Raw genomic sequence first — 14658 nt, 5'->3', positions numbered from 1 at the left:
GATTCGCTCCAAAGACAATTTTGTTCATGACGCTGTCGGCGAGCGTGCAAACCTCCGTGACCAATAGCCGCGAGAGCATTATCGCGGCGGCCTATAGCGTCGACAATGTCGATGAAATGCTGGCGGGTTTCGTGATGGACGCGATGCGCTCCGTCACCGGCAATAAAAGCAGCGCCGAACTCTACGAAGAGAGCATGAGTCTTGGGCATCAGTTGGAAGAGCAGGTGGCGGCGCGCTTTGCCGCCTTCGGTTATCAAATCCAGAGCATCACGGTTGGCGCGCCCCATGTGTCGGAGGAGGTGCAACGCTCCTTCGATAAAGTGGTGAGCGCCGCGCGCGGCCAGGAAGCCGCCCAGTTCGAAGCCCATTCCACTCTCATTCGCCGCCGGGGCGAGGCGGAGGCGGACGCCGCCTATATGATCCGCCAAGCTCAAGGCATCAGCGAAGCCCGTGCCCTCATCTTCAACGGCTATGTCGCCCTGTTGCGCGAGAACGCCGAGGCACTCCACGCCGCCGGCGTCAATCCCGAACGGCTGATGGAACAGTTGATCGAGTTCAACCGGCTGGATGCCATCGTCCACGCCTCCAGCAAGGGTAAGCTGGTGGTGATGGATGTGGCCGCCCCCAGCCGCCTCGGCGCGCAGTTCGCCGCTCAAGAGGCGGCGGGCGAAGCGAAGCCGAGCCGTATTCCAACGGCGGGTTAAACGGCAACCTCCCGCGCCGCAAACACCTCCTTGGCCGCAAACATGCCATTGAGCGCGGCGGGAAAACCGGCATAAACCGCCATTTGCAGTATGGTCTCGACGATCTCCTCGCGCGTCAGCCCCACATTGAGCCCGCCGTGGAGATGGACTTTCAACTGCGGCGTCGCCGTGCCGAGGGCCGTGAGGGCGGCGATGGTGGCAAGCTCCCGGTCGCGCAGGCTCAAACCGGGGCGGGTGTAAATTTCGCCAAAAGCAAATTCGATAATGGCTTTGCCCAAGTCGGGCGCGATATCGGCCATTGCGGCGATCACGGCTTCACCTGCCGCACCGTCAACCTCGGTTAAGCGGGCCAATCCACGGCTATAGCGATCCTGGGGGATGGGGTTTGTCATTCACGGTCTCCTGAGCCGAAAGTTGGGCGGAATAATCCGCAATCTTCGTGTCCAGAACCGAAAGACAGTCGGTAAGCTCGGCAATCTTGGCCGCAACCTCGGCGCGATGATCCCTCAGCAAATCCCGCCGCGCCGCCGCCGTGCTCGGCCCTTCGGCCCGCAAAGCCGCATAACGCAGCATTTTTCTGAATCGGCATGCCCGTGGTTTTCAGCCGCCCGAGAAAGGCAATCCACACCAAGGCCGCGCTATCGTAAACGCGCTGCTGCCCCTGATCCCGCGCGATGCGGGGCAGGAGCCCAATGCGTTCGTAATAGCGCAGCGTATGGACCGATAGCCCGCAGCGCGCGGCAAGATCCCCGATTTTCATCGACCGTCCTTCCGTTCAACGCTGCGATGGATAGCGCCTAGAGCGCGCTCTAACTCAAGCGTTATTTCTTCCCCTTCGCCTTCAGCAAGCCTTCCAGAATCTGCACGGCATTGAGCCCGCCGCCTTTGCGGGTATTGTCGGTGACGCACCAGAAGGTGATGCCGTGGGGCACGCTTTTATCGTCGCGGACGCGGGAGATGAACACATGGTCATCGCCCGCCGATTCCACCGGGGTCACATAGCCTTCGGTGGTGCGGTGATCGATGACGGAAAGGCCCGGCGTTTTACGCCAGAACTCGCGCGCGGCGGTCGCCGTTAGGGCGCTGTCGAACTCTACCGTCACGGCGGCGGCCTGGCCGATGAAGACCGGCACGCGCACGCAGGTGGCCGTCAGCAGAATATCCGGCCCCACGAGCTTACGGGTTTCGCCCGCCAGCGCCGCTTCGTCGGTCGTATAGCCATCGCCCTGAAACTCGCCGACTTGCGGGATGACGTTGAAGGCGATCTGCTTGGGAAAATGCTCTTTGGTCGGCTGATCGTTCACATAGATGCCGCGCGTTTGGCTGAACAATTCGTCCATCGCCAGCCGCCCCAAGCCGGAAACCGGCTGATAGGAGGAGACCACGACGCGCTTGATCGGCACATGCTCTTGCAGCGGCTTTAGCGCACAGGCGAGCAGAATGGCGAGCGCGGACGGGGTAGCGACGATGTTCTTTTTCATCTGGCCCAGGGCGGCGTCATTCACGCCCGGCACGACCAGCGGAACCCCCGGCTCCAGCCGGAAAGCGTCGGAGCAATCGATAACGATAGCCCCAGCCTCCACGGCTTTCTTGGCTTCTTTCGCCGCCGTTTTGCTATCGACGGCGAAAAACGCGTGGGTGATGCCCTTAAAATCGAACCCGGTCAGCGCCTGCACGGTCAAATCATCATCCTCGCCGAAGGAAACCTGACTGCCAACCGACCGATCCGAGGCAATCGCCACCACCGCATCGGCGGCAACAATATCGGCTTCCGCCAAACAAATCAGAATTTCCCGGCCCACGGACCCAGTAGCGCCAACCACGGCAATTTTCACGGACATATGGATTTCCTCGCGAGAGCATCTTTGGGGTCACGAGGTAAGCCGGTTGACACGAAATTACAAGCAGCCTGGCTTTAACCGCTTCCCCCTTGCTCCCACCATCCCTTTTGCGCCATCGTCACCCGATCGCCACACTATAGTCTTATATCAGTAAGGCTCCGGCGTTCCGGTCATAGCTTACGGCCACAGAAGGGCTTCCTTGCGATGCGTTCAGCTCACGGTATTTTCGTGTTTCTGCGATCCATGATGGATAATCCCACCCGGATCGGGGCGGTTCTGCCCTCCTCCTCGGCCCTGGCTCGCATGATGGCAAAGCAGATCCGCCTGTCGCCCGGCGAAGCGATTGTCGAAATCGGCGCGGGCACTGGCGTCGTCACCGCCGCCTTGCTCGAAGCGGGCGTGCCGCGCGACGCGCTCTATGTGGTCGAACTCGACCCGCGCCTCGCCGACTATTTGCGCAAGCGCTTCCCCGGCGTCGAGATTTTGCAAGGCGACGCCGCGACGCTGACGGACCTGCTGCCCGCGCACCGCATCGGTCGCATTGCCTCGGTCGTCTCCAGCCTGCCGATCCGCCCGATGCCGAAAAGCGTGCAGAAATCCATCGTGGAAGCCGCTTTCGCCGTGCTGAAACCGAAGGGCAGCTTCATTCAATATACCTATCCGCCGTTCAGCCCGTTGCGCGATCCCAGCTTGAACATCGAGGGCACGCGCCTTGGCCGCATCTGGTTCAACGTGCCGCCCGCCGCCGTGTGGCGGTTTCAGAAAAAAGCGTAATTTGGGGGAAGAGCTCTGCTGTGGGGGAGGCGGTTCAGGCCAACTCCCCCACAGGAGCGATGACGCAAGATAAGGCGTCTCAGAGAGTTCAGATTAACCTTTGGACCTTGCAAAATTATTAACAGCGCTGGAAAACCGCCGTGATATTTAAGGGACGAAGCCCGGAGCGGCCATGCAGGTTCTGATTACCGGCGGCACCGGCTTTCTCGGGCTCTCGCTGGCCGAGCGGCTAGCGCAGAGCGGCGTGCGCACGGTGCTGTTCGGTATGAGCCCGCCGCCGCCGGGGGCGATTGCCCGGCTCACGACCAATCCCGGCCCGGTTGTGGCCCTGCCCGGCGATATCCGCGACGAGGCCCGTTTCGGCACCGTGCTGCGCGATTACGGCATTAGCCATATCGTCCATCTGGCCGCCATTTCCGCCGGGCCGGACCGCGAACGCCACGATGCGCGCGAGATTCTCGATGTCGCGGTCTTGGGCGCGCTGAGCGTGCTCACGGCCGCCCAGCGCCATCTTGTCCGCCGGGTTGTGCTGGTCAGCAGCGCCGCCGTCTTCGGTCCGCTCGCCTTCACCAGCGCCCCCTTGCGCGAGGACGGCGCGATTCGGCCCGACACGCTCCCCGCCATCGGCAAGGCCGCGCAAGAAGCGATGTTGGACCGGCTAGCGGGGCTCTCGGGGCTCGATTCGGTCGTGGCCCGGCTCAGCGACGTTTTTCGGCCCGTATGAATATGATACCGGCCACCGCGATGCCATGTCGCCACCCTGGCAATGCTGGCACGCGGCACGGGCGGGTACCCCGATCCGGCTACCCCGCCCCGGCCTCAACGACTGGCTCTATGCCCCGATGCGGCCCTGGCGCTCGATACGCTTCTGCGCGCCCCACGCCTCGCCCATCGGCTCTATCATGTCGGCCCCGGCGGGCGCTGGAGCCTTGAAGATTGGTGCGCCCGCCTCGCTCGCCGCTATCCGGGGCTCGATTGGGCACTGACCGCTGATCCCACCGAAACCAATATCACCCTACCCCCGGTCGGCGACCGCGCCCCTCTCGATGTAAGCCGCGTCATCCAGGAAACCGGCTTTCGCCCCAGCTTTGATCTCGACGGGGCTTTTGCCGATTTCACCGCCACGGTGGAAAGCTAGCCCCCATGCTGCGCCTCTTCGTTGCCCTGCCGTTGCCGCCCGAGGTGCGAACGCGCCTGTCACTGCTCGGCGGGGGCGTGCCCGGCGCGCGCTGGATGCCGCCCGAAAGCCTGCACCTCACCCTGCGTTTCATCGGCGAGGTCGATGGCGGGGTGGCGCAGGATATCGCCGAAGCGCTCGACGGGATCAGCCTTGCCCCCTTTGCCCTTACCCTGACCGGGATCGATACCTTCGGCCAGGGGGAGGCCGCGCGCGTGCTCTGGGTCGGCATAGAGCGGGAGCCCGCGTTGCTAGAGTTACGCGAACGGGTGGAAAGCGCCCTGCGTTTGGCCGGCCTTGCCCCCGATACGCAAAAATATATCCCCCACGTTACCCTCGCCCGGCTCAAGAAACCGTCGGTCGGCGCGCTGATGCGGCAGATCGCCGCCAACTCGCCCCTGCGCATCGGCCCCGTGGCGTTCGACCGTTTCATCCTCTATTCCAGTTGGAGTCAGGCTGACGGTCCCTTCTACCGGGAAGAGGCTGTGTATCCGTTGGAAGAAGACGAAAATGGCTGAGCTGCGTATCCGCCGGGGCGACCCGATTGTAATTCTGACCGGCGCAGGCATTTCGCGCGAAAGCGGCTTGCACACCTTCCGCGATGCTGGCGGCGTCTGGAGCCAAGTGAAGCTCGAAGACGTGGCGACGCCCGAAGCCTATGCGCGCGACCCGCAACAGGTGCAGGATTTTTATAACGCCCGCCGCGCCCAGTTAGACGATCCCGCCGTTCAGCCGAACGCCGCCCATCGCGCCCTCGCCGAGCTTGAGGCGGAATGGGGCGGCCCGGTGCTGATCGTGACCCAGAATATCGACGATTTGCACGAGCGCGGCGGCAGCAAGTCTATCTTACACATGCACGGCGAACTTCGGCGGGTGCGGTGTACCGCTTGCCACGACAATCGCGAGGTTACAGGGGATGTTACCCTCGCCGATGTGTGCCCGAAGTGCGGAAACATTGGCACGCGACGGCCCGATATCGTCTGGTTCGGGGAAATCCCCTACGGTATGGAGCGCATCTATGGGGCGCTCGCCGAGTGTGCGTTGTTTCTCTCTATTGGCACGTCCGGCACCGTTTACCCCGCCGCTGGTTTCGTTGCCGAAGCCAGCAAGCACGGGGCCTTCTGTTTGGAATTGAATTTAGAACCCTCCCACGGCGCGACGATGTTCAATCAAGCCCTCACCGGCCCGGCGACGGAGCTGGTGCCCTGGTTGGTTAACATGCTCCTGGGCCGTGGTTAAGCTTGTCGACCTTCTGACCCAGGTGCGGGCTTGTACTGCCTGTGCCGATCTGCCGCTCGGCCCGCGCCCCGTCGTGCAGCTTCACCCGGCGGCGCGGCTGCTCATCATCGGGCAAGCGCCGGGGACGAAGGTTCATGCCACTGGCCAGCCATTCAACGACCCGAGCGGCGATACGCTGCGGCGTTGGCTCGCGCTCGACCGGGCGGCGTTCTACGATGAAACCCGCGTGGCGCTGATGCCGATGGGGTTCTGCTACCCCGGCAAGCAGGGCGGCGGCGACGCCCCACCGCGCGCGGCCTGTGCCCCGCTCTGGCACTGGCGGTTGCGGGCGCTTTTGCCGAACATTCACTTGACCATCCTGCTCGGGCGCTACGCTCTCTCGGCCTATCTGCCGGAGCGGGCCAGCGATTCAGTGACGGAGATCGTCCGCACCGGGCCGGTTGAGCATCCCAGCCTCGGGCGGCTCTGGCCGCTGCCCCACCCCAGCCCGCGCAATCGGCGCTGGCTGGCGCAGAATCCCTGGGTGGAGGGGGCGATCATTCCAGAGATGCGGGCAGAGGTCTGCGCAGTCTTTCGAGGGGCTTGCCCCTCCACCCCACTCAAGGGGCTTCGGCCCCTTGAGAATCCGCGACTTCTTATTTCATTGATATTATTGGAATAATCGGGATCAAGAAAATGGGATTGCCAAGGGGAAAATCCCCTTGGCTGGGGTTCGGGGCAAAGCCCCGATAGACACCCCTACCCCAGCGCCAAAATCGCCGGCCAGGCTGCGGCGTTGCGGTCCGAGAACAGGCGGATATGCCCGATCTGGCGCGCGCCAATGCTTTTCGGCGTGATGGTGCGATGCTCTACCTCGGCATTCGGGTAAAAATGCTTGAGCCCGGCCACCGCCTGCGGCGGCACCATGACATCGTCGGAAATGCTCACCAGTGTCACCGGGCAGCGCACGGCGTCGAACCGCGGTTCGGGCAGTGCGCCGCCCCAATCGGGGCGGTAGAAGCGCGTGGAAAGGCACCAGCGCCGCCACTGCCAGAAAACCCCCTTCGGCAAATCCGCCCCCGCGCCCAGCAACCGTCCCGGCATATACCCAAGGAGAAGCGTGCAGAGCGGCCCGGCGAGCCACCAGAAGAACAGCGCCGTCAGCATGAATTTGAGCGGGTGCAGTGTCCAATGGGCCGGGCCAGACGCCACCGCAATGACCCGCTCGACTTTCTCCGCTTGGGCGTAGAAGGGCACGAACAGCCCGCCTAAGGAATGGCCGATCACCCACAACGGCAGGTCGGGATAGGTGTCCAGCAGGAAATCCGCCGCCGCCGATTGGTCGCCCGCGCCCCATTCGGCCATCGTCGCACGGGAGGAGCGCAGCGAACCGCCCGACGACGCGCCAAAATCGCGATAGTCATAGGTCAGAACCGCCGCCTGCTCGCTGTCGCACAGCCAAGCCGCGAAACGGGCGTAATAGGTGTGCGCTACCCCGGTCGCGCCGTTCAGCGCAATCATGCGACGCGGCGGCCCATCGGGCAGAAACAGGGTTCCATTGAGAATAACGCCCGGCGCGCTGCTGAACTGAACCGGCTGAAGCTTGGGCATCGACGTATTCCCATTCTAGGGTGATTGCCATAGAATGTTTAACACTAGACCGATCACCATACAACTGGCATTTTCACCCGATGGCCCGCCCGTCCGACGCAAAATCCCGCTTCATCACCACTGCCGCCGATCTATTCCGACGGCGTGGGTATAATGGCGTGGGATTGACGGAGATTATCGAGATCAGCGGCGCGCCGAAGGGCTCCTTCTACCATCATTTCCCCGGCGGGAAGGAGGAGTTGGCAGAAGCTGCCGTAGAATTAGCGACCGCCAGCCTGACCCGCATGATCGACCGGGCCTTTGCCGAGGCCGCCAGTTTCCGGGACGGTCTCGCGCGCTTCACCGTTGCCGTTGCGCAGATTTTGGAAACTTCGGGTTGGCAGGCGGGCTGTCCCGTAACCGCGATTGCACTGACCGCCGTACCCGAATCGGCGCGGCTGCATACGGCGGTTCAAGCCGCGCTGGAAGCGTTACTCGCCTGTTTGAGCGCCCACGCAATCCGCTTGGGCGAAGCCGACGCCGCGCGAGATCGGGCGCTACGGTTCTTCAGTACGCTGGAAGGAGCCTGGATTCTGGCACGAATCCAGCGCTCCACACAGCCGTTCGACTTAGTGCTGGACGCAGCCTAAGCGGCGGCCAGCGCTTTGGCAAACGCGTCCACCGTGCCGTGATCGGCCACTTTGACGCCATTGATGAACAGGGTTGGCGTCGAATCCACGCTCAGCTTTTCGCTGGCCTCAAGGCGCTGGGCAAGAATGGCATCGCCCACGGCTTTATTGTCGAACGCCGCCTCGATCTCCGCCGAGCCCAGGCCCGCGAGCTTCGCCAATTGCCCCAGGGCCGCGCGCGGATCTTTCGCCGTCACCCATTTTTCCTGCTGGGAAAAGAGGATTTCGACAAACGCATAGTAACGGTCCCCCGCCACCGCCCGCGACAGGAGGGAGGCCTCATAGGCCAAGCGATCCAGCGGGAAATCGCGGTAAATCAGTTTCGCTTTACCGGTTTCAACCCAATCCTTCTTGATCTGCGGCAGCACCTTATTGGCGAAAGTCGCGCAATGGAGGCAGGTGAAAGAGGCATATTCGACAATCGTAATCGGCGCGTCGGCCTTACCGAGAATGCGATCACCGTCACGGGCGAGCAGAAGCGGATTGACCGAACTTGCCGGGGCCGTTGCCGCAGCTTTCGGCGGCGGGGCCGTATTGGCACTGGCGGGGGTTGCCGGGGCCGACGCAGGCTTTTCCCAAGGGCGAGTATAGAGGAGCGCACCGCCCCCAACGACAGCGGTCGCCGCAAGCGGCAAAAACAAACGACGGCTCAGCATAATACCTCCGGTCAGCAGATCGCTCGGAAGGTAATAGGGCAAGTGTGGCAGAACAAGGGCGCTTTGCGCGCCCCTACCCCACCGCACCGATCTGATAGGTAATGGCGGTGCCGATGCGGCGGATCAGCTCGAAATAGCCGCGCATCGGGCGGAACAGGCGCTCGTGTTCGGCCTCATAGGTTTGCCCTACGCCGCCGCGATAGGTGGCGGGCTCGCCGAAATCGAGCGCCGCCGGGGCGTCAGCATCGGGGCGCGCCGGGAAGACATCGTCAAGGAAGTCCAGCACCGGCTCCACATCCAAATGCAGAATGCGCGCGAACATTTCTTCGAAGGTGGTGCCGTGCTGCGGGCTGAAATCCGGCACATGGGTCGCCAGCAGGAAAATCCGATGGATCAACCCGACGCGGATCGCGTGCAGCAGCACCAAATCATCGCGCTCCGACTCCTTGAGCCCCACGGGCGGCACGTCCAGCCCTTGACTGCGGCAATAGGCGAGATGATCGCGTAAGGTGAGGAAATCGCCCTGGAGCTTGCGGAAAACTTTCGTCAAACGATGGTGCGAATCGAGCCGTTCCAAGTGGCGGGCCACCGAGCGCAACTCCTCGCGCCGCTGCGGCAGTTTGGTACGCCCGGAGCGGTGCAGCCACATGCCCGCGTCGAGCGTATCGATATAGGCGCGCATCACGTCGAGATCGCTCACCGACATACCGTGCTCGACCAAGGCCATCGCCCGCCGGAAGCGCGGCGAGGATTTCAGCAGCGCGGCGCAAAGGTCCGGGTCTTTGCTCATCGCCCGCCCAAGCCCGCCGATGGTATTGGCCAGCAAGCCCAACTGCTGCAACACGCCGTTGTTCGGAATCGCGCGCAGTTGTGAGGGGTGCGACAGGTCCGGTACCCGCCCCCAGGATTCCGACTGGCGCTTGACCGGGCGCGAGCCGGTTCGATACAGCATAGCCGTTCCATACACACCCAACAGCGTGGCGTAATTGGGATCATCCACCAACTCGCCGAAGAACTGCTTCACCGTCGCAAAAAACTCGGTGGAGAAATCGCCCTGGCCGTAGATCGGATCATTGTCGGCCTCGGGGCTCGGCACCAGAGTGACTTCGACGATGCGCGCCACCGCCGCATAGGCGATATCCGGCGACTGGAAAATCAGATAGCCGTCGCCGCCCTGGAAGCTGCTTTCTTCCTTCACCGTAATGCCGTTCGCCAGAAACTCAGCGCGGCTAAACGGCGGGGCGAGGTAATGCAGCCGGTCGGTGAGGCTGGTGGGATGCCCGCCCCGCCCGATGGATTCGCCGTGCGTATTGAAGAACACCACCTGCACGCCGGAAAGCCCCAGCCGTTGCAGCACGCCCGCAAGGCGCAAGCGCAGGCGCTCGATATGGAAGGTCGCCGCCAACTGGCCGATATAGCGCCCCGAATCGGAATAGCCGAACTGAATGCACAGCTTGCCGGACTTCTGCACATAAGCGCGGTAATGGGGCGAGCGCAGCGCGTCTTCGATAATCTGGTCGCCATGCTCCAGCGCATAGACGGTTTCAAAGAGGGGCGAAATTTCGATCTGCTCTTCCAGGCCGAACAGTTTGGCGTAGTACAGCGCCGTCAGCAGCGTAAATGCGCTTTCGGTTTCGGCAATGAGGAAGCGGATCGGCGTTTCCCGGTCGATGGCTTTGGCAAGTTCAGCGATCATCATAAACATGCGTTTGGCCGACGCTTGCTCGGCCAACAGCGAGCCGACATTGATGCTGACCGGCTGCACCCGCTCCATCAGATCATTGATGGCATTATAGTAGCTGCGGCGGTGAGCGGGGTCTTCCGGCCCGGTTTCGAGCCCAACTTGTCGTCGGATCGAATTATGAAGCTGGGTGGAGTTCAGCCGGAAATGGCTATGCCCGGCACCCAGGCCGTGTAGGGCGAGCGAGGCTTTCAGCACCGCCAGCCGTTCGGCCAAGGCCCCGCCTTCGGCGAGATTCTGCTCCAGCGCGCGGTTGGTGAGCGTGACCAGGCGGTGACTATCGACCAGCGCCGTTTCCATGCCCTGCACCAGCGTATAGGCGAAGCGCTGGGCGTCTTCCAGGCTCTGCCCGGCGACAACCGCCGCGCGGATCTGGTCCGCCACCTGTTTTTCCGCCAGGGCCAGCAGCGATTCCAGCAGTTCGAGCACGGTTGCCGTAGCGCCGTTCCCCGCCTCCAGAATCAACCCCGCCAGCGTGCGCCGATGGCGCTGCAACTGGGCCTGCTTCACGATCAAACGCAGTCGCAGCGTATCGGCCCAAGTGATATCGGCCCGGCCATCGTGATCGTAGCCGACCCAGGTGGCGAGCGAGACGAGGCGCGGCGACAGCTCGGTCCAGCGCTCTGGGTAGAGTTCGCGCGCAAGGCGCAGCACAAGGCCGTGTAGCCGCTCCATCGCGGTTTGGGCATTGCCGAGGGCTTCCAGGCACCAGCTATGCTCGACGCTTAAGCTCAGATCGCGCGGCGGGCGGTGATCGGCCAGCGCGACCGATTGCATCAGCGCGGCCCGCGTTTCGTCGGAAATCGCTGCCCCCGCCGCATCGCGCCCCGTCGCCAACGCCGCCATCACCCGCGACAGATCGAGCCCGGTCGAAAAGGTCGGATGCGCCGTAAAAACGATGCCGTAGTGCAGGCTTTGCACCTGCGCCGCGAAATCCTCGAAGCTGCGGCCTTCCGCGACCGTGCGCAGCAAGGCGTCGAGCTTGGCATCATTTTGGACGGGATCGGTTTCGCCGACATAGGCCGCCAGCCGCGCCGCCCGCGCTTCGAAGGTGCGCGCGGTGAGATGCTGCACCAATTGCTCAACGCCGCTGGCAGTGACCTCGCCCTTATCGAGCATCCGGGTTAGGTCGAGCGCCAGCATCAGAATCGGATCGCCGAAGGGATCGACCTCCGCCCGCTCGCGCAAACCGCTCAGCCGCTCGGTGAGATTTTTGTGCAGCGCCGCCGCATTGGCCGTTTCATCCGCCGGAAACCAGATCTCCCCAACGGTCAAATCCGGCAAAGCGCCGGTTTTCGGAGAATTGAGCGGCACAGAACGAAGCTTGGCGGCAGAGCGGGCCATCGGGATAGTCCTAAAACGAGACGAATTGTCGCCATTCTGCTGCATCACATCGTGTGGCGCAATGTACTTTTACTACAAAAGGACAGTGAAGCTTATCTATTCCCAATGCAACGACCGAGCGCGAGCAGCGCCGCGCGTAGTGGCTCGGTTTCTACTTCAGAAACCCGCACCTGCAACGCCGCCTCCGCTTCCACCGATAGCGGCGGGCGCGGCTTGGGGGGCACGGGTGGCGGCGGGATCGGGCCTTGTTTCATTTGCAGGTGCGTTACGGCAGAAAACCCGTAGTGGGTATTCACCCGCTCCAGAATCTGCTGCGTGTAATGCTGAATCAGCGGGGCGGCGGCGGCGCTGCATTTCAGCACCAGGGTGCGCCGGTCGCCGGTTTTATCGCGTTTTATCGCCAGCGGCAGCGTCATCCGGGCAATCGCCTCGCCCATGATAATCGGCCAGTCGGCGAAGAGGCGGGCGTCGGCAAAGCCGAATTTGCGCGCGGCGGGGCGGGCGACTTTGGCAAGATCGACCGATAAAGCGCGCGGCCCGGCCTTCCAGGTGCGCGTTTCCGCCTTTGCCCCCTCGACCCCAGCCGGGGAGGGCGCTATCTGTTGCGTTAGCGTTTGAGGACGGCGAACCATGCCGTCTGTTTATCACGGTTCGATGGCATGACCCACCCCGCGCATGCGGATCTGATTCTCACCTGGTACGACCATAACCGCCGCCGCCTGCCGTGGCGGGCGGAGGCGGGCGAGGTGGCCGATCCATACCATGTGTGGTTATCAGAGGTGATGCTCCAGCAAACCACGGTGCAGACGGTGGCCGACTATTACCGGCGCTTCCTCGCCCGCTGGCCCACCGTGCAGGATTTAGCCCAAGCCCCGCTCGATGACGTGCTGACCGAATGGGCGGGGCTCGGCTATTACGCCCGCGCCCGCAATCTGCACAAATGCGCGGCGATGGTGGTGGCCCGGCATCGCGGGATTTTCCCCAGCGACGACGACGCGCTGCGGCTGCTGCCCGGTATTGGCGATTACACAGCGGCGGCGATTGCCGCGATTGCCTTCGACCGCCCGGCAGCGGTGATGGACGGCAATATCGAGCGCGTCGTCTCGCGCCTGTTTGCCGTCGAAGAGCCCTTGCCCGGAGCAAAGCCGCGCCTGAAAGCCTTTGTCACCGAGCTTACCCCCCAGGCCCGCCCCGGCGATTACGCGCAAGCGATGATGGATTTGGGCGCGATGGTTTGCACCCCGCGCCGCCCCGCCTGCGGCCTCTGCCCCGTGTCGAGTGCCTGCATCGCCCGGATTTCCGATGATCCCGAGCGGTTTCCGTTGAAAACCGCAAAGCCGGATAAGCCCACCCGCTACGGGGCCGTCTTCTGGCTAACGCGAAAAGACGGCGCGGTACTCTTGCGACGGCGCGAAGAAAAAAGGCTTGCTCGGCGGCATGATGGAGGTGCCGGGCACCGACTGGCTCGACCGTCCCCCGAATACCCCCCTCGCCGATGCGCCGCTGAAGCTGGAGTGGCAAAAGGTTGATACCAGCGTGCGCCACACGTTCACGCACTTCCACTTGGAGCTTCAGATTTATCGCGGCGCGGTCGGCCTCGGCGATCCGAAGCTGGGCACCTGGATTACGCCGGATCGCTTCGGCGAGGTGGCGGTGCCGACCCTGTATCGCAAAGTCGCCAAAGCGGTGCTGGGGAAATAAATGCCCTCCATCCACAAGCCCCCGACCAAACGCGCCTGGGTGCGCCTGCCGTCCGGGCGGCGGCTGAATTTGCTCGACCCGACGCCGTTCGACTTCGAAGCCTCGGATTTGGCCATCGGGGCCGCGCGCACGGTGCGCTGGGGTGGGCATTCGGTGTGGGAATGGCCGCTGTCGGTGGCGCAGCATTCGCTGACGGTGCTGGCGATTGGCGAGGCGGAGGCGGCAAAACCGCTCACGCCCCTACAGAAACTCGCCTTTCTGCTCCACGATGCCTCGGAGTGTCTGGGCGTCTGCTTCGATCCGATTTCGCCGCTGAAGCCCTTTTTGGGGGACGGCTATAAGGCGCTCGATCAAGCGTTGCAGACCGCCGTTCATCACCGTTTCGGCCTGCCCGCGCTGCTGCCGCCCGCCTGGAAAAAGCCGATCAAAGCCGCCGACAAACGCGCCGCTGCCGCCGAAGCCGTGTTCGTTGCTGGCTGGAGCCTTACCGAGTGCCGCGAAGCCTTGGGCATCCACACGCCGCCCCTCGCCCTCGATCCGCTGAACCCGATCTACGGCGGCCTGCCGTGGGAACCCTGGCCCGCCCGCATCGCCGCCGAACGGTTTGGGGCGGCGCTGGCGGGGTTGGTGGAATCGGCGTAAGATTGCAGAGTTACTTTCGAGCAAAGGGGCGAACATGACCCATGCCATTCACGCCACCATAACGGCGAGTCTCGCCGACGTACAACGCGACCCGCTGCAAACCTTGGCGGCAGGCGAAGGGGGTGCCGTGGCCGTGCTCGATCAGAACGCCCCCGCCTTTTACATGATCCCGGCGGATGCCTTTGAAGCTCTCTTGGAGCGGTTGGAAGACGGCGAATTGAACCGTCTTGCCGACACCCGCCAGGGCCAAACGATCATCCCGGTCAGTCTGGACGATTTATAAGCTCGCATTCCTAGAACAGGCGCTGCGCGAGTGGCATAAACTCGACCCGAGCCTGCGATCATTGTTTAAGAAGAAGCTGGCGGAGCGTATAGAAATGCCTCGCGTGCCTTCCGCCAAACTCAGCGGCCATCCAGATCGGTGTAAGATCAAACCGCGCGCCGCAGGGTATCGTTTGGTCTATGAGGTCAGGGACGATCAACTGCTGGTCTTGGTGATTGCGGTTGGACGACGGGAGCGAGACGCGGCTTATCGGTTGGCCGAGCGACGCTAGCACGTCAACCCCCCGCAAAACCCCATA

General features: G+C 63.3%; 20 protein-coding genes. 13 read left to right on the top strand and 7 right to left on the bottom strand.

All coding sequences use genetic code 11. The features are described 5' to 3' along the window. Positions 1–704 (top strand): SPFH domain-containing protein (locus tag VZ95_RS05205; RefSeq protein WP_198148097.1); only part of this gene is annotated, 704 nt, incomplete at its 5' end. Here VZ95_RS05205 and VZ95_RS05200 read toward each other — a convergent pair. The 3 genes from VZ95_RS05200 to VZ95_RS05190 all read right to left on the bottom strand — a co-directional run bounded on the left by VZ95_RS05200 (position 701) and on the right by VZ95_RS05190 (position 2545). After that, on the bottom strand, positions 701–1096 hold the full coding sequence (locus VZ95_RS05200; RefSeq protein WP_045774920.1) for a carboxymuconolactone decarboxylase family protein: 396 nt from the start codon (positions 1094–1096) through the stop codon (positions 701–703). The two genes, VZ95_RS05205 and VZ95_RS05200, sit on opposite strands and share 4 nt — an antisense overlap. Next, positions 1093–1464, bottom strand: a complete 372-nt coding sequence (locus VZ95_RS05195) for a MerR family DNA-binding transcriptional regulator (protein ID WP_052711504.1) — start codon at positions 1462–1464, stop codon at positions 1093–1095. Before VZ95_RS05195 ends, VZ95_RS05200 begins: the two co-directional genes overlap by 4 nt. Before the next feature lie 61 nt (positions 1465–1525). Next, positions 1526–2545, bottom strand: a complete 1020-nt coding sequence (locus tag VZ95_RS05190; protein WP_045774919.1) for an aspartate-semialdehyde dehydrogenase — start codon at positions 2543–2545, stop codon at positions 1526–1528. Between the two features lie 204 nt (positions 2546–2749). Between VZ95_RS05190 and VZ95_RS05185 the strand changes: the two genes are divergently transcribed. The 6 genes from VZ95_RS05185 (at position 2750) to VZ95_RS05160 (ending at position 6396) form a co-directional block, all read left to right on the top strand. Then, the gene (locus VZ95_RS05185; RefSeq protein ID WP_045774918.1) at positions 2750–3319 is read left to right on the top strand and encodes a class I SAM-dependent methyltransferase; all 570 of its coding nucleotides are present in this window, start codon (positions 2750–2752) and stop codon (positions 3317–3319) included. 172 nt (positions 3320–3491) lie between these two features. After that, positions 3492–4043, top strand: a complete 552-nt coding sequence (locus VZ95_RS05180) for an NAD-dependent epimerase/dehydratase family protein (RefSeq protein ID WP_045774917.1) — start codon at positions 3492–3494, stop codon at positions 4041–4043. 42 nt (positions 4044–4085) lie between these two features. Then, a complete protein-coding gene (locus tag VZ95_RS05175; protein ID WP_045774916.1) occupies positions 4086–4457 on the top strand; it encodes an NAD-dependent epimerase/dehydratase family protein in 372 nt (123 codons plus the stop codon). Between the two features lie 5 nt (positions 4458–4462). After that, positions 4463–5014: an RNA 2',3'-cyclic phosphodiesterase gene (gene thpR / locus VZ95_RS05170; RefSeq protein WP_045774915.1), complete on the top strand. Its 552-nt coding sequence runs from the start codon at positions 4463–4465 to the stop codon at positions 5012–5014. Then, on the top strand, positions 5007–5735 hold the full coding sequence (locus VZ95_RS05165; RefSeq protein ID WP_045774914.1) for an NAD-dependent deacylase: 729 nt from the start codon (positions 5007–5009) through the stop codon (positions 5733–5735). Before thpR ends, VZ95_RS05165 begins: the two co-directional genes overlap by 8 nt. Next, a complete protein-coding gene (locus tag VZ95_RS05160; protein ID WP_084627588.1) occupies positions 5728–6396 on the top strand; it encodes a uracil-DNA glycosylase family protein in 669 nt (222 codons plus the stop codon). Before VZ95_RS05165 ends, VZ95_RS05160 begins: the two co-directional genes overlap by 8 nt. Positions 6397–6473: 77 nt before the next feature. Here the strand turns inward: VZ95_RS05160 and VZ95_RS05155 are convergent, their stop codons facing one another. Further along, positions 6474–7325, bottom strand: coding sequence for an alpha/beta hydrolase family protein (locus tag VZ95_RS05155; protein WP_045774913.1), 852 nt, complete (start codon positions 7323–7325; stop codon positions 6474–6476). Positions 7326–7405: 80 nt separating this feature from the next. Here VZ95_RS05155 and VZ95_RS05150 point away from each other — a divergent pair, with 80 nt between their 5' ends. Beyond that, positions 7406–7954 (top strand): TetR/AcrR family transcriptional regulator, encoded by a 549-nt coding sequence (locus tag VZ95_RS05150; RefSeq protein WP_045774912.1) that lies wholly within the window; start codon positions 7406–7408, stop codon positions 7952–7954. On the opposite strand, the gene VZ95_RS05145 is transcribed toward VZ95_RS05150, so the two are convergent. The 3 genes from VZ95_RS05145 to VZ95_RS05135 form a co-directional block, all read right to left on the bottom strand. Further along, positions 7951–8649 (bottom strand): thioredoxin domain-containing protein, encoded by a 699-nt coding sequence (locus VZ95_RS05145; protein WP_045774924.1) that lies wholly within the window; start codon positions 8647–8649, stop codon positions 7951–7953. The genes VZ95_RS05150 and VZ95_RS05145 overlap by 4 nt on opposite strands. Before the next feature lie 73 nt (positions 8650–8722). Continuing rightward, complete coding sequence (locus tag VZ95_RS05140) at positions 8723–11734, bottom strand: phosphoenolpyruvate carboxylase (RefSeq protein WP_052711502.1); 3012 nt, start codon at positions 11732–11734, stop codon at positions 8723–8725. Positions 11735–11826: 92 nt separating this feature from the next. Then, positions 11827–12366, bottom strand: a complete 540-nt coding sequence (locus VZ95_RS05135; protein ID WP_052711501.1) for a DUF721 domain-containing protein — start codon at positions 12364–12366, stop codon at positions 11827–11829. A 27-nt stretch (positions 12367–12393) separates the two neighbouring features. Here VZ95_RS05135 and mutY point away from each other — a divergent pair, with 27 nt between their 5' ends. Genes mutY through VZ95_RS28005 form a run of 5 tightly spaced genes read left to right on the top strand, consistent with a single transcriptional unit; the run spans position 12394 to position 14631 of the window. Continuing rightward, complete coding sequence (mutY, locus tag VZ95_RS05130) at positions 12394–13263, top strand: A/G-specific adenine glycosylase (RefSeq protein WP_332307997.1); 870 nt, start codon at positions 12394–12396, stop codon at positions 13261–13263. Then, positions 13172–13435, top strand: coding sequence for an NUDIX domain-containing protein (locus VZ95_RS28560; protein WP_332307996.1), 264 nt, complete (start codon positions 13172–13174; stop codon positions 13433–13435). The genes mutY and VZ95_RS28560 overlap by 92 nt, the downstream gene beginning before the upstream one ends. Continuing rightward, the gene (locus tag VZ95_RS05125; RefSeq protein ID WP_045774911.1) at positions 13436–14077 is read left to right on the top strand and encodes a hypothetical protein; all 642 of its coding nucleotides are present in this window, start codon (positions 13436–13438) and stop codon (positions 14075–14077) included. It abuts the gene before it with no gap. A 34-nt stretch (positions 14078–14111) separates the two neighbouring features. Further along, complete coding sequence (locus VZ95_RS05120; protein WP_045774910.1) at positions 14112–14360, top strand: type II toxin-antitoxin system Phd/YefM family antitoxin; 249 nt, start codon at positions 14112–14114, stop codon at positions 14358–14360. Then, positions 14305–14631: a type II toxin-antitoxin system RelE family toxin gene (locus tag VZ95_RS28005; RefSeq protein WP_269747060.1), complete on the top strand. Its 327-nt coding sequence runs from the start codon at positions 14305–14307 to the stop codon at positions 14629–14631. The genes VZ95_RS05120 and VZ95_RS28005 overlap by 56 nt, the downstream gene beginning before the upstream one ends. The last annotated feature ends 27 nt before the right edge of the window (positions 14632–14658 follow it).

The sequence above is a fragment of the Elstera litoralis genome, from assembly GCF_000963705.1.
GTDB classification, from domain to species: Bacteria; Pseudomonadota; Alphaproteobacteria; order Elsterales; family Elsteraceae; genus Elstera; species Elstera litoralis.
The sequence above is the reverse complement of the archived record's forward strand: the minus strand, read 5'-3'. Positions and strand labels throughout refer to the sequence as shown.

Excerpts from the sequence above, each read along its gene's own strand:
- VZ95_RS05200 (WP_045774920.1), bottom strand. The coding sequence starts at position 1,096 with ATGACAAACCCCATCCCCCAGGATCGCTATAGCCGTGGATTGGCCCGC.
- VZ95_RS05195 (WP_052711504.1), bottom strand. The coding sequence starts at position 1,464 with ATGAAAATCGGGGATCTTGCCGCGCGCTGCGGGCTATCGGTCCATACG.
- VZ95_RS05190 (WP_045774919.1), bottom strand. The coding sequence starts at position 2,545 with ATGTCCGTGAAAATTGCCGTGGTTGGCGCTACTGGGTCCGTGGGCCGG.
- VZ95_RS05185 (WP_045774918.1), top strand. The coding sequence starts at position 2,750 with ATGCGTTCAGCTCACGGTATTTTCGTGTTTCTGCGATCCATGATGGAT.
- VZ95_RS05180 (WP_045774917.1), top strand. The coding sequence starts at position 3,492 with ATGCAGGTTCTGATTACCGGCGGCACCGGCTTTCTCGGGCTCTCGCTG.
- VZ95_RS05175 (WP_045774916.1), top strand. The coding sequence starts at position 4,086 with ATGCTGGCACGCGGCACGGGCGGGTACCCCGATCCGGCTACCCCGCCC.
- thpR (WP_045774915.1), top strand. The coding sequence starts at position 4,463 with ATGCTGCGCCTCTTCGTTGCCCTGCCGTTGCCGCCCGAGGTGCGAACG.
- VZ95_RS05165 (WP_045774914.1), top strand. The coding sequence starts at position 5,007 with ATGGCTGAGCTGCGTATCCGCCGGGGCGACCCGATTGTAATTCTGACC.
- VZ95_RS05155 (WP_045774913.1), bottom strand. The coding sequence starts at position 7,325 with ATGCCCAAGCTTCAGCCGGTTCAGTTCAGCAGCGCGCCGGGCGTTATT.
- VZ95_RS05150 (WP_045774912.1), top strand. The coding sequence starts at position 7,406 with ATGGCCCGCCCGTCCGACGCAAAATCCCGCTTCATCACCACTGCCGCC.
- VZ95_RS05145 (WP_045774924.1), bottom strand. The coding sequence starts at position 8,649 with ATGCTGAGCCGTCGTTTGTTTTTGCCGCTTGCGGCGACCGCTGTCGTT.
- VZ95_RS05140 (WP_052711502.1), bottom strand. The coding sequence starts at position 11,734 with ATGGCCCGCTCTGCCGCCAAGCTTCGTTCTGTGCCGCTCAATTCTCCG.
- VZ95_RS05135 (WP_052711501.1), bottom strand. The coding sequence starts at position 12,366 with ATGGTTCGCCGTCCTCAAACGCTAACGCAACAGATAGCGCCCTCCCCG.
- mutY (WP_332307997.1), top strand. The coding sequence starts at position 12,394 with ATGACCCACCCCGCGCATGCGGATCTGATTCTCACCTGGTACGACCAT.
- VZ95_RS28560 (WP_332307996.1), top strand. The coding sequence starts at position 13,172 with ATGATGGAGGTGCCGGGCACCGACTGGCTCGACCGTCCCCCGAATACC.
- VZ95_RS05125 (WP_045774911.1), top strand. The coding sequence starts at position 13,436 with ATGCCCTCCATCCACAAGCCCCCGACCAAACGCGCCTGGGTGCGCCTG.
- VZ95_RS05120 (WP_045774910.1), top strand. The coding sequence starts at position 14,112 with ATGACCCATGCCATTCACGCCACCATAACGGCGAGTCTCGCCGACGTA.